This window comes from Zoogloea ramigera, from assembly GCF_006539865.1.
GTDB classification, from domain to species: domain Bacteria; phylum Pseudomonadota; class Gammaproteobacteria; order Burkholderiales; family Rhodocyclaceae; genus Zoogloea; species Zoogloea ramigera.
This window is the reverse complement of record NZ_BJNV01000004.1, coordinates 24,203-36,448: the sequence shown is the minus strand read 5'-3', so window position 1 is coordinate 36,448 and position 12,246 is coordinate 24,203. Positions and strand designations below refer to the sequence as shown.

Annotated in this window: 12 protein-coding genes; 10 read left to right on the top strand and 2 right to left on the bottom strand. The window is 68.4% G+C overall.

What is annotated here, in order from left to right; genetic code table 11:
• Window positions 1-87: 87 nt before the first annotated feature.
• Window positions 88-2,175, bottom strand: a complete 2,088-nt coding sequence (gene ppk1 / locus ZRA01_RS01200; protein WP_141348922.1) for a polyphosphate kinase 1 — start codon at window positions 2,173-2,175, stop codon at window positions 88-90.
• A gap of 162 nt (window positions 2,176-2,337) precedes the next feature.
• Here ppk1 and ppx point away from each other — a divergent pair, with 162 nt between their 5' ends.
• From ppx to ZRA01_RS01165, 7 genes are read left to right on the top strand one after another with little or no spacing between them, the layout of a single operon-like run.
• Window positions 2,338-3,849 carry an exopolyphosphatase gene (ppx, locus tag ZRA01_RS01195; RefSeq protein ID WP_141348921.1) on the top strand — a complete coding sequence of 504 codons (1,512 nt, stop codon included), beginning with the start codon at window positions 2,338-2,340 and terminating at the stop codon, window positions 3,847-3,849.
• A gap of 9 nt (window positions 3,850-3,858) precedes the next feature.
• Window positions 3,859-4,989, top strand: coding sequence for an ABC transporter permease (locus tag ZRA01_RS01190; RefSeq protein ID WP_371859281.1), 1,131 nt, complete (start codon window positions 3,859-3,861; stop codon window positions 4,987-4,989).
• A 10-nt stretch (window positions 4,990-4,999) separates the two neighbouring features.
• Complete coding sequence (locus ZRA01_RS01185; RefSeq protein WP_141348920.1) at window positions 5,000-5,773, top strand: ABC transporter ATP-binding protein; 774 nt, start codon at window positions 5,000-5,002, stop codon at window positions 5,771-5,773.
• On the top strand, window positions 5,773-6,717 hold the full coding sequence (locus tag ZRA01_RS01180; protein ID WP_141348919.1) for an MlaD family protein: 945 nt from the start codon (window positions 5,773-5,775) through the stop codon (window positions 6,715-6,717). Before ZRA01_RS01185 ends, ZRA01_RS01180 begins: the two co-directional genes overlap by 1 nt.
• A 30-nt stretch (window positions 6,718-6,747) precedes the next feature.
• The gene (locus tag ZRA01_RS01175; RefSeq protein ID WP_141348918.1) at window positions 6,748-7,395 is read left to right on the top strand and encodes an ABC-type transport auxiliary lipoprotein family protein; all 648 of its coding nucleotides are present in this window, start codon (window positions 6,748-6,750) and stop codon (window positions 7,393-7,395) included.
• A gap of 41 nt (window positions 7,396-7,436) precedes the next feature.
• Complete coding sequence (locus ZRA01_RS01170) at window positions 7,437-8,237, top strand: enoyl-CoA hydratase (protein WP_141348917.1); 801 nt, start codon at window positions 7,437-7,439, stop codon at window positions 8,235-8,237.
• Window positions 8,238-8,252: 15 nt separating this feature from the next.
• A complete protein-coding gene (locus tag ZRA01_RS01165) occupies window positions 8,253-9,059 on the top strand; it encodes a TatD family hydrolase (protein ID WP_141348916.1) in 807 nt (268 codons plus the stop codon).
• Here ZRA01_RS01165 and ZRA01_RS01160 read toward each other — a convergent pair.
• Complete coding sequence (locus ZRA01_RS01160) at window positions 9,028-9,609, bottom strand: TetR/AcrR family transcriptional regulator (RefSeq protein ID WP_141348915.1); 582 nt, start codon at window positions 9,607-9,609, stop codon at window positions 9,028-9,030. The two genes, ZRA01_RS01165 and ZRA01_RS01160, sit on opposite strands and share 32 nt — an antisense overlap.
• Window positions 9,610-9,837: 228 nt before the next feature.
• Between ZRA01_RS01160 and ZRA01_RS01155 the strand changes: the two genes are divergently transcribed.
• From ZRA01_RS01155 to ZRA01_RS01145, 3 genes are read left to right on the top strand one after another with little or no spacing between them, the layout of a single operon-like run.
• Window positions 9,838-10,587, top strand: a complete 750-nt coding sequence (locus ZRA01_RS01155) for an electron transfer flavoprotein subunit beta/FixA family protein (RefSeq protein ID WP_141348914.1) — start codon at window positions 9,838-9,840, stop codon at window positions 10,585-10,587.
• Window positions 10,587-11,528, top strand: a complete 942-nt coding sequence (locus ZRA01_RS01150) for an electron transfer flavoprotein subunit alpha/FixB family protein (RefSeq protein ID WP_141348913.1) — start codon at window positions 10,587-10,589, stop codon at window positions 11,526-11,528. Before ZRA01_RS01155 ends, ZRA01_RS01150 begins: the two co-directional genes overlap by 1 nt.
• Before the next feature lie 34 nt (window positions 11,529-11,562).
• A complete protein-coding gene (locus ZRA01_RS01145; RefSeq protein WP_141348912.1) occupies window positions 11,563-12,228 on the top strand; it encodes an energy-coupling factor ABC transporter permease in 666 nt (221 codons plus the stop codon).
• Window positions 12,229-12,246: the final 18 nt, after the last annotated feature.

Below are 12,246 nucleotides of genomic sequence, written 5' to 3'. Positions count from 1 at the left end.
CGGAAGGCGCTGATTCTACAACAGCCAAAGCGCCTGCCCCGCCCCGGTGTGCGATGGGGCCGGGTGGGGCGGGGTGAGCAGGAGTGTTTAAGCTCCCGTGCTGCCGGTGAGCTCCTTGAGCAGGATCTCCTGCGCGGCGCGGCGCGTGCTGCGGGGGTTCTTGCGGCGATAGTGGTTGTCGCTGTCGAGCTCCCAGGCCTGGCAGTTGTCGCCCAGGTAGGGGCGCAGGCCTTCCTTCATTACACGCCGTTTCACTTTCGGGTCGAGGATGGGGAAGGCGACTTCGATGCGCTTGAAGAAGTTGCGCTCCATCCAGTCGGCGCTGGACAGGTAGAGCTTGTCGGCGCCGTCGGCCTGGAAGTAGAAGATGCGGTGGTGCTCAAGGAAGCGGCCGACGATGGAGCGCACCCGGATGTTGTCCGACAGGCCGGGCACGCCGGGCTTGAGGGCGCACACGCTGCGGGCGATCACGTCGATCTCGACGCCGGCCTGGGAGGCTTCGTAGAGGGCCTCGATGGTCTCGGGTTCGAGCAGCGCGTTGACCTTGACGATGATGCGGCCCTTGCGGCCGGCGCGGGCGATCTCGGCCTCTTCGCGGATCGCCGCCACCACGTTGGGCTGCAGCGTGAAGGGGGCCTGCCACAGGTGCTTGAGCTTGCCGGCCTGGCCCAGCCCGGTGAGCTGCTTGAAGACCTCGGCCACGTCGGCGCCGATTTCTTCGTTGGCGGTGAGGAGGCCGAAGTCGGTGTAGAAGCGCGTGGTGCGCGGGTGGTAGTTGCCGGTGCCCAGGTGCACATAGCGGCGCAGGCCGCCGTTCTCGCGGCGCACCACCAGCAGCATCTTGGCGTGGGTCTTGTAGCCCACCACGCCATACACCACGTGGGCGCCCACCTCTTCGAGCTGGGCGGCCCAGCCGATGTTGGCCTCTTCGTCGAAGCGGGCCATCAGCTCGACGACCACGGTGACTTCCTTGCCCTTCTGGGCGGCGCGGACGAGGTGCTCCATCAGCACGGAGTCGGTGCCGGTGCGGTAGACGGTCATCTTGACGGCGACCACGTCGGGGTCGTCGGCGGCGGCCTTGAGCAGGCCGATCACCGGCTCGAAGCTCTGGAAGGGGTGGTGCAGCAGGATGTCCTGCTTGCGCACCGAGGCGAAGATGTTGTCGCCCTTGGCGAGCTCCTTCGGCTGGGCCGGGCGGAAGCTGCGGTACTTGAGGTCGGGCCGCTCGACCCAGTCGGGCACCTGGTTGAGGCGCACGAGGTTGACGATGCCCGGCACGCGGTAGACGTCGGCGCGGTCGAGGGCAAACTGCTTCATCAAAAAGCCGGCCATCGCCTCGGAGCAGTTGTCGGCGAGCTCGAGGCGCACCGCGTCGCCGAAGTGGCGCTGCTGGAGTTCGCCCTTGAGGGTGGCGCGGAGGTCCTTGACCTCTTCTTCGTCGACGAACATGTCGGAGTTGCGGGTGACCCGGAACTGGTAGCAGCCGACCACGTTCATGCCGCCGAAGAGCTCGCCCACGTGGGCGTGGAGCAGCGACGACAGGAAGACGAAGGCGTCGTCGAGCCCGGTGAGCTCCTTGGGCACCCGGATGACGCGGGGCAGGGCGCGCGGGGCCTGCACGATGGCGGCGCCGGAGTCGCGCCCGAAGGCGTCGCGGCCCTCGAGCTCGACGGCGAAGTTGAGGCTCTTGTTGAGCACCCGCGGGAAGGGGTGGGCCGGGTCGAGGCCGATCGGCGTGAGCACCGGCATCACCTCGCGCATGAAGTAGTCGCGCGCCCACAGGTGCTGGGCGTCGGTCCAGGCGCTGCGGCGCAGGAAGACGATGCCTTCGGCCGCCAGCGCCGGCAGGATGGTGTCGTTGAGCAGCGCGTACTGCTCGGCGATGATGCTGTGCACCTCGCGGCTGGTGAGGGCGTGCAGCGCGGTGGGCGTGAGGCCGTCGGTGGTCATCGTCAGGCTGCCCAGGCGCATCTGCTCCTTGACGCCGGCGACGCGGACCTCGAAGAACTCGTCGAGGTTGCTCGACACGATGCACAGAAAGCGCAGGCGCTCGAGCAGCGGCATGGCCGGATCGGCGGCCTGGGCGAGCACGCGGCGCTGGAACTGGAGCAGGGAGAGCTCGCGATTGATGAAGTGATCGCGGCGGAACAGGGGTTCGGGTGTAGGTAGGGGCATGGGCTCTCCTCGGAATCTTCTGATTTGAGTGCAAGTATGTGACGGTTTTGTTGCATCAGCATGACGATTGCGCCCGCGCGCACCACGGGCGGCGGCGTTGCCATGGCGCGGTGCTAAAATCCGCGGCTTCCGCACTGCGCGTGCGAGCCTCGTAGCTGATTCATGAACCGTGAACTGATTGCCGCCATCGACCTGGGTTCCAACAGCTTCCGCCTGCAGATCGGGCGGATCGTGAACGACCAGATTTACCCCCTCGACGGGATCAAGGAGGCCGTCCGCCTGGCCGCCGGCCTGTCGCCCGACCGCATGCTGGACGCCGCGGCGCAGTTTCGCGGCATCAGCGCGCTGCGCTGCTTCAACGAGCGCATCCGCGACTATCCGCCCGAGGCGGTGCGGGCGGTGGCCACCAACACGCTGCGGGTGGCCAAGAACGCGCCGCATTTTCTGGTGCAGGCCGAGGCGGCGCTGGGTTTCCCGATCGAGGTCATCGCCGGCCGCGAGGAGGCCCGCCTGATCTACGTGGGCGTCGCCCACACCCTGCCCAACCCCCACAAGCAGCAGCTGGTGGTGGACATCGGCGGCGGCTCCACCGAGTTCGTGATCGGCAAGAGCTTCAAGCCGATCGCGCTGGAGTCGCTGTACATGGGCTGCGTGAGCTTTTCGCTGCGGCATTTCCCCAACGGCCGCGTCGACAAGCGCGGCCTGCGCGAGGCGGAGCTGGCGGCCCAGCGGGAGATCCAGACCATCACCCACGCCTACCGCGAGATCGGCTGGGAGGAGGCGGTGGGCTCGAGCGGCTCGGCCAAGGCGCTGGTGGACATCCTCGAACTCAACGGGCTCTCCGATGGCGGCATCACCCGCAGCGGCCTGGAGCGCCTGCGCAACCTGATGCTGAAGGCCGGCTCGGTGGACGCGCTGCAGCTCGAGGGCCTGCGCCCCGACCGGCTGCCGGTGCTGCCGGGGGGCTTCGCGATCATGTGGGCGGTGTTCCAGGAGCTCGGCCTCGAGCGCATGACCTTCTCGGAGGGCGCGCTGCGCCTGGGCGTGCTCTACGACCTGCTCGGCCGCTACCATCACCACGACCTGCGCGACGCCACGGTGTCGGCCTTCGGCGAGCGTTATGGCGTCGACCTGGCCCACGCGCGGGAGGTGGCCGCGACGGCGCGGGCGTTTCTGCTGCAGATCGACCCGGCGGCGGCCGACGAGGAGAACATCGACCGGCGCTTCCTCGAGTGGGCGGCGCGTCTCCACGAGACGGGCGTGTCGGTGGCGCACTCCAGCTACCACAAGCACAGCGCCTACATCCTCGGCAACGCCGACATGCCGGGCTTCTCGCGGATGGACCAGGGGCGGCTGGCGCGGATCGTGCTGGCCCATCGCGGCAAGCTGGCGCGGGTCGTCGGGATCGATCCGGAGAGCGCCGACTGGCGCCTGATCCTGTGCCTGCGGCTGGCGGTGGTGGTGCATCGGGCGCGGGACGGGCGGGGCGTGCCGCCGCTGCGCCTGAAGCGCGAAGGGCGCGGCTACGTGGCGGTCGCCGACAGCGAGTGGCTGCGTAATCTGCCCCTCACGGCCTCGGCGCTGGAAGAAGAAGAGCGCCAGTGGCAGGCCATCGGCCAGCCCCTCAAGCTGCGTGTCGAACGCGCGCCGGCGCGCAGCGCGGCGGGCGTGTAGGGCTGTTGCGTGGTCTCCGGTGGCCGTCCGCTCCCCACCCTGCACGTCGAGGGCGGGGGCGCTGCGGCCCGGGTTCTCCTGGCCGGCGACTGGACGCTGCGCTTCCTCGGGCCCCGGCTCGACGCGTTGCAGGGGCGTTTGCAGGCGGTGGGCGGTGAGGCCGGCTGGGACTTGAGCGGGGTGTCGCGCCTCGACAGCTTCGGCGCCATGCTGCTGTGGCGGCACTGGGGGCGGCGGCGGCCCGACGGGCTGGTGCTGCCGGCCGAGCTCGAGGGCGTCTTCGGGCGGCTGGCCGAGCTGGGCGACACGCGCGTCGAGGCACGGGCGCCCTATCGGCTGTTCGATGGCACGGCCCAGGTCGGGCGGATGGTGTTCGGCTTCGGGCGCCATCTGCTGCAGTTCGTGGCGCTGGTGGGCCAGCTGTGCCTCGATCTCGTTTATCTGCTGCGTTACCGGGGCCACTGGCCCCTGCTCGAGATCTCGGCCAACTTCTACAAGGTGGGCGTGCAGGCGATGCCCGTCACCGCGCTGGTGGGCTTCCTGATCGGGGTGGTGCTGTCTTATCTGTCGGCGCTGCAGCTGCAGCTCTTCGGGGCCGACGTGTTCATCGTGAACATCCTCGGCTTCGGCATCATCCGCGAGCTTGGGCCGGTGCTGGTGGCGGTGCTGGTGGCGGGGCGCTCGGGGTCGGCGATGACGGCCCAGATCGGCGTGATGCGGGTCACCGAGGAGATCGATGCGCTTACCACGATGGGCATCTCGCGCTATGTGCGCCTGGTGCTGCCGAAGGTGGTGGCGCTGACGCTGGCGATGCCGCTGGTGACGCTGTGGGGCTCGTCGATGGCGCTGTTCGGGGGCATGGTGTCGGCCAACCTGCAGCTCGGCCTGAGCTTCGATTTCTTCTTGAATGCGCTGCCCCGGGCGGTGCCGGCGGTGAATCTGCTGATCGGGCTGTCGAAGGGCGCGGTCTTCGGGCTCTTGATCGCGCTGGTGGCCTGCCATTTCGGGCTCCGCGTGCGGCCCAACACCGAGAGCCTGTCGGCCAATACCACAGCCTCGGTGGTGAGCTCGATCACCGTGGTGATCCTGGTGGATGCCGTGTTCGCGATCGCGACCCGCAGCATCGGGTTGCCGCGCTGAGGGCGGCGTGATGGCCTACCCCGTCGAACTCTGCGGCGTGTCGACCCGTTTCGGGCAGACCTGGGTGCATCGGCGCATCGACCTGGCCGTTGCGGCGGGCGAGGTGGTGGCGCTGGTAGGCGGCTCCGGCACCGGCAAGACCACCTTGCTGCGGCAGATGGTGGGCCTTTTGCAGCCGGCCGAGGGCGAGGTGCGGCTGTTCGGCGAGCCCCTGTTTGGCGGTAGCCGCGCCGACCAGCTCGCCCGGCGGCGGCGCTTTGGCATGTTGTTCCAGCAGGGGGCGCTGTTCTCGGCGCTCAACGTGTTCGCCAACGTGGCGTTTCCGCTGCGCGAGTTCGGCATCCGCGACGAGGACATGCTGCGCGACCTGGTGCTGCTCAAGCTGGCGATGGTCGAGCTCGGCCCCGAGGTGGCCCTGCGCATGCCGGCCGAGCTGTCGGGCGGGATGGTCAAGCGGGTGGCGCTGGCGCGGGCGCTGGCCCTGGAGCCCGAGCTGCTGCTGCTCGACGAACCCACCGCGGGCCTCGACCCCGACCGCAGCGCCGGCTTCGTGCGCCTTATCCGGGGGCTGCATCAGGCGCTCGGGCTGACGGTCATCCTGGTCACCCATGATCTCGACACCCTGGCGGCGCTGGCCACCCGCGTGGCCGTGCTGTCCGAAGGGCGTATACTCGCCTTCGGCTCCCTCGAAGAGATCATGCGCGTGCAGGACCCATTCATCGAACGTTTCTTCCATAGCGAGCGCAGCCAGGCGGCGCTGGCCCGCGGGCGGGGGCTGGGCTGATGGAGAGCCGGTCCCACGCGATTGCCGCCGGCCTGTTTGCAATCATCCTCGGCGCCGGGGTGGTGCTGGCGCTGTGGTGGTTTTCCGACAAGCGCGAGGCGACCCGCGAGCTGGTGCTGGTGACCTCCAGCAGCGTCAATGGCCTCAACCCCCAGGCCACCGTGCGTTACCGGGGCATCGTGGCCGGCAAGGTGGCCGGCATCGGGCTCGACCCGGGCAACCCCCGCGATGTGCTGGTTACCGTGCGCATCCGCGCCGACCTGCCGATCACCCAGGGCACCCGCGCCCGGCTGGCAACCCAGGGCGTCACCGGGCTGGCCTTCATCGCCCTCGACGACAACGGTGAAAACGCCGCACCCCTTGCCGACGTCGGCGGCGAGCCGCCGCGCATCCGGCTGGCGCCGGGGCTGATCGACGAGGTGAGCGCCGCGTCGCTGCAGACGCTGTCCCGCGTGCGCGAGCTGGCCGAGCGCCTCGCCGGCCTGGCGAGCCCCGACAACCTGGCGCGCATCGAGCGTACCCTGGCCCACCTCGAACGCTCCAGCCAGGGCCTGGAGCGCACGCTCCACGAGGCGCCGCAGACGCTGGCGGCGGTGCGCCAGGTGTTCTCCAAGGACAACCTCGCGCGGATCAGCCGCTCCCTCGACAACCTCGAGCGCCTGAGCGCCGAGACGGTGCCGCTGGCCCGCGAGGGGCGCACGCTGCTGACCCGCCTGCAGACGGTGAGCGAGCGCATCGACACGCTGGCCGGGGCGACTGGCGAAGGCGTCGCCACCAGCACCCTGCCGCGGCTCAACGGTTTGCTGCAGGAGCTCACCACCACCTCGCGGCAGCTCTCGGATCTGCTCGACGAGATCGACAACTCGCCGCAGCTCCTGTTGCTGGGGCGCGGCAAGCCCGTGCCGGGCCCGGGCGAGGCGGGGTTCCGCCAGCCGGGCCGCTGATTGCCATCCCCTTGCCGGAGTCCTCACTAAATGGCCACGCCGCGCTCTTCCCGCTTCCTGACGGCTTCCGCCGGCCTGCTCATGGTGGCCCTGCTGGCGGCCTGCACGGGCCTGCCCAAGGTGGCGCCCAGCTACGCGGTCCATGACTTCGGCGGCCCGGAGCCCGTCGCTGCCCGCAGCCTGGGCTTTCCGCTGCGCAACGTCGAGGTCGTGGTGCCCCCCTGGCTGGCGTCCACCGCGATGCAGTATCGTCTGGCCTACGCCCAGGCGACGCGCCGCCAGGCCTATGTCGAGAGCCGCTGGGCCGCCCAGCCGGCCCAGCTGGTCGAGCTCGCGCTCAAGCGGGCGATCCGCACCGGCGAGGCCGGGGCTGGCGGCGCCTGCCGGCTGCGGGTCGAGCTGGACGAGTTCGCGCAGGTTTTCGACGGCGAGGCGGTGAGCCGCGGGGTCGTCGAGGCCCGCGCCGTGCTGCTGGCGCCGCGCACCGACCAGATCATTGCCAGCCGCAGCTTCTCGCTGGCCCGCCTGGCCCCGTCGGCCGATGCCCTGGGCGGCGTGAGTGCGCTGCGGGGCGGCGTGCAGGAGCTCGGCAGCGAGCTGTTCGGCTGGCTCGACGGGCTCGACCGGGAAGGCGCCGCGCGCACCGGCGGCAGCCTGCGCAGCCGCTGCGGAGCCTGAAGATAAAACGATTCATACGATTCAAACGAGGAGACAACACGATGAACGCCGTACCCGATTCCAGCACCGAACCCATGATCCTCCGCGCCGATGCCGAAGGCGTCGCCACCCTCACGCTTAACCGCCCAGGGCAGTTCAACGCCCTGTCTCAGGCCATGCTCGAAGCCCTGCTGGCCGAGCTGCAGGCCATCGCCGCCGACAAGTCGGTGCGCGTGGTGGTGCTGGCCGGCGCCGGCAAGGCCTTCTGCGCCGGGCATGATCTCAAGGAGATGCGCGGCAACCACACCAAGGCCTTCATGCAGGCCCTGTTCCGCCTGTGCGGCAAGGTGATGATGCAGATCGTCGGTATGCCGCAGCCGGTGGTGGCGCGCATCCACGGCATCGCCACCGCGGCGGGCTGCCAGCTGGTGTCGATGTGCGACCTGGCGGTGGCCTCGGATGTGGCGCGTTTTGCGGTGTCGGGCATCAACGTGGGCCTCTTCTGCGCCACGCCGAGCGTCGGCCTGTCGCGCAACATGGGGCGCAAGGAGGCCTTCGAGATGCTGGTTACAGGCGACTTTATCGACGCGGCCGAGGCGAAGCGCCGGGGGCTGGTGAACCGCGTTGTACCGCTGGAGGCCCTCGACGACGAGGTGGCTAGGCTCACCGCGTCGATCTGCGCCAAGTCGCCGGTGGCCATCGCGATGGGCAAGCAGATGTTCTATTCCCAGCTCGAGATGGGCCTCGACGCCGCCTACCAGCAGGCCTCCGAGGTGATGGCCTGCAACATGATGTGCGAGGACGCCGCCGAGGGCATCGACGCTTTCATGGCCAAACGCAAGCCGGTGTGGACCGGCAAGTGACGTAGCTGCCCCACCGTGCTGATCGACACCCACTGCCACCTCGACGCGGCCGAGTTCGACTCCGATCGTGCCGCGGTGCTGCAGGCGGCGCGGGCCGGCGGGGTGGGGGGCTTTCTGGTGCCGGCGGTGGGCGCCTCGAACTTCGACGCGGTGGCCGCATTGTCGGCCGCGCATCCGGATGTCGCGCACGCCTTCGGCATTCATCCGATGTACGTGGGGCAGGCCAGCGAGTCCGACCTGGATGTCTTGCGCCAGCGGCTCGCCGGCGGCGGCGTGGTGGCGGTGGGCGAGATCGGCCTCGACGGCTTCGTGCAGGATGGCAGCATGCCCCTGCAGCTGCGTTACTTCGAGGCGCAGTTGCGGCTGGCGAAGGCCTTCGAGCTGCCGGTGGTGCTGCATGTGCGCCGGGCCCAGGACGAGATCCTCAAGCTCCTGCGCCGGATTCGGCCGCCGGGCGGCATCGCCCATGCCTTCAACGGCAGCGTGCAGCAGGCAGAGGCTTTCATCAAGCTGGGGTTCCGGCTGGGGTTTGGTGGTGCGATGACCTACGCCGGGTCGCGGCGCATCCGCCAACTGGCTGCCGAGCTGCCGCTGTCGGCGATCGTGCTGGAGACCGACGCGCCGGACATTCCGCCGGCCTGGGGCGCCGGGCTGCGCAACGATCCCGCCAACCTGCCGCGCTTTGCCGAGGTGCTGGCAGGGCTGCGGGGCATGTCGGTGGATGAGGTGATCGAGGCGACGGGCGCCAATGCGCTGGCTGCAGTCCCCGGGCTGAAGCAGCTCGCCGGGGTCAGCGCGGCGTTGCCGCCGGAATCGCGATGAGATTGAGGATGTCGGATTTCATGCGGGCGATGTCGCCGTCGAACTTCTCGCAGTTCATCATCGACACGCCGAACACGTAGGCATACAGCAGCATGCTGCGGGTGGAGGCTTCATGGAGGGGCAGGCCGATCGCCAGAAAGAGCTCGCGGGCACAGCGCAGGCGCCAGGCGTCGACCTCTTCGACGGTGGCGGCGGCCTGGGCGTCGCGGCGGGCCCATTCGCGCATGGCAAGCTCGATCAGGATGCCCTTTTTATTGCGGCTCGCGCTGTAAACGTCGATCACGTGGAAGATCTGAGCCTCCGCCTTGCCCGGCTCTGGCCGCGTCTGCTTGATGATGTCGCGGATACGGCCGTCCTTCCAGGTCTCGAGCACGCCGGCGAGGAGATCCTGGCGGTCCTTGAAGTGCCAGTAAAAACTGCCCTTGGTGACGTGCAGGCGCTTGGCGAGGACTTCGATCCGGATGCCCGTCACGCCCTCGTCGGCGAGGGTGTCGAGGGCTGCCTGGGTCCAGGCGGCGCGGTCGAGCTGAGGGCGGGCGGGCTTTTCCATACGCATTAGTATTGACGCTTTAGATACCATACGCTACCGTACGGACCGTGACAAGGCAAGGTCGCCTGTGAGAAGCTGTGCAGTGTAAGCCGGCTTTCGTGGCGGGTCGCGGCTACCTGAGGAGGAGCTCGGTTGCAATGTCTGTCTACCGCTTGAGGTTGGCAGCGTTCGCTCAAGGCCGCAAACCCGGAAGATGTTGGAAAAACTCTAAATGGAAGGAGTGCAGCATTGAAGATTCTGGTTCCCGTTAAGCGCGTGGTCGACTACAACGTCAAGGTCCGCGTCAAGAGCGACGGTTCGGGCGTGGATACGGCCAACGTCAAGATGTCCATGAACCCCTTCGACGAAATCGCCGTCGAAGAAGCCGTGCGCCTCAAGGAGGCCGGTGTGGCGACCGAGGTGGTGGCCGTGTCCTGCGGCGTGGGTGCCTGTCAGGAAACCCTGCGCACCGCGATGGCCATCGGCGCCGACCGCGGCATTCTCGTCGAGACGGACGTCGACCTCCAGCCGCTGGCCGTCGCCAAGCTGCTGAAGGCCCTTTGCGACAAGGAGCAGCCCCAGGTGGTGATCTGCGGCAAGCAGGCCATCGACGATGATGCGAACCAGACCGGTCAGATGCTGTCTGCCCTGATGGGCTGGCCGCAGGCCACCTTTGCATCCAAGGTTGCCGTGAGCGCCGGCAAGGCCACCGTTACCCGCGAAATCGATGGCGGCCTCGAGACCCTCGAGATCTCCTTGCCGGCCGTGGTGAGCACCGACCTGCGCCTCAACGAGCCGCGCTACGCGACGTTGCCGAACATCATGAAGGCCAAGAAGAAGCCCCTCGAGACGGTCAAGCCGGCCGATCTGGGGGTGGACGTGACGCCGCGCCTGACGACCATCAAGGTTGCCGAGCCGGCCAAGCGTAGCGCAGGCGTGATGGTGGCTGACGTGGCTCAGCTGGTCGAAAAACTCAAGAACGAAGCGAAGGTGCTGTAATGACGATTCTGGTTGTTGCCGAGCACGACAATGCGTCCCTGAAGGGCGCGACCCTCAACACCATCTCCGCTGCCGCCAAGCTCGGGGGCGACGTGGTCGTCCTCGTGGCCGGTGCTGGTGCCGTAGCTGCGGTTGAAGCTGCTGCCAAGGTGGCCGGCGTCGCCAAGGTGCTTTCCGTCGATTCCGCGGCCTTCGCCGACCTGGGGGCCGAGAACCTGGCCGCTCAGGTGCTGGCCGTGGTCAAGGCGGCCGGCGGTGCGATCAGCCATGTGCTGGCCCCGGCCACCACCTTCGGCAAAAACGTGCTGCCCCGTGTCGCTGCGCTGCTGGATGTGGCGCAGATCTCCGAGATCGTCGCCATCGAATCGGCCGACACCTTCGTCCGTCCGATCTACGCCGGCAATGCGCTGGCCACGGTCAAGTCGGCCGATCCCGTCAAGGTCATCACCGTGCGCACCACCGCCTTCGAGGCGGCAGGTGAGGGCGGCGCTGTGGCCGTCGAGCAGGTGGCTGCAGCGGGCGATCTGGGCCTCTCGAAGCTGGTGGGCCGTGAGCTGACCAAGTCGGCGCGTCCTGAACTCGGCGCCGCCAAGATCATCGTTTCCGGTGGTCGCGGCATGGGCAGCGGCGAGAACTACCAGAAGGTGCTTGAGCCCCTGGCCGACAAGATCGGCGCCGCGCTTGGTGCGAGCCGTGCAGCGGTCGATGCGGGCTATGTGCCCAACGACTACCAGGTCGGCCAGACCGGCAAGATCGTCGCCCCGCAGCTCTACATCGCGGTGGGCATCTCCGGCGCCATCCAGCACCTGGCGGGCATGAAGGATTCCAAGGTGATCGTGGCGATCAACAAGGACCCGGAAGCCCCGATCTTCCAGGTCGCCGACTACGGCCTGGTGGCCGATCTGTTCGAGGCGGTGCCGCAACTCGTGGCGGCTGTCTGACAAGAAAGGCAGCGGACGCCACGGAACTGTCTGAATGAACTTCGCGCCCGATCTCTTCTCCCTGGCGTGGCACATCGTTGCCGCGATCGTCGGGGTCGGGGTCGCGGCGTGGGTTGTGCGGACGGCGCCGTGGCAGCGCCTTAAAGACGGGCGTCAGCTCAACGCACTGTTCGGCGCAGCGGTCATCCTGACCCTGCTCTGGAGCCTCAACGCCGGGGTCTATCCCGGCCTCAACCTCCATCTGCTCGGCGCCATGGCGACGACCCTCATCTTTGGGCCGCAGCTTGCCCTGGTCGTGCTGGCGCTTGCGCTGGCGGGCATCACGCTCAACGGCAGCACCGAGTGGTCGGCTTACCCGATCAACCTCCTGGCGATGGCGGTTATTCCTGTCGGTGCAAGTGCTCTTTACACCCGTATCGTCGGGCGCTGGCTTCCCAGGCATTTCTTTGTCTATATCTTCGTCAATGCCTTCATTGGCGCCGCCCTCATCGTCCTGATCCAGGGCGCAGTGGCGTCGCTGGGGCTTGCCGCCGCCGGGGCTTATCCGGTGGATCTGCTGTTGTCCGACTATCTCCCGTTCTTCCTTTTGCTGGGTTTTGCCGAGGCCTGGTTGTCCGGCATGACGCTGACGCTGCTGGTCGTCTACTGCCCTGAATGGGTGGCAAGCTTCGACGACCGGAGCTACCTCATGAACAAATGAGGCGCAGGTAAGAACGCG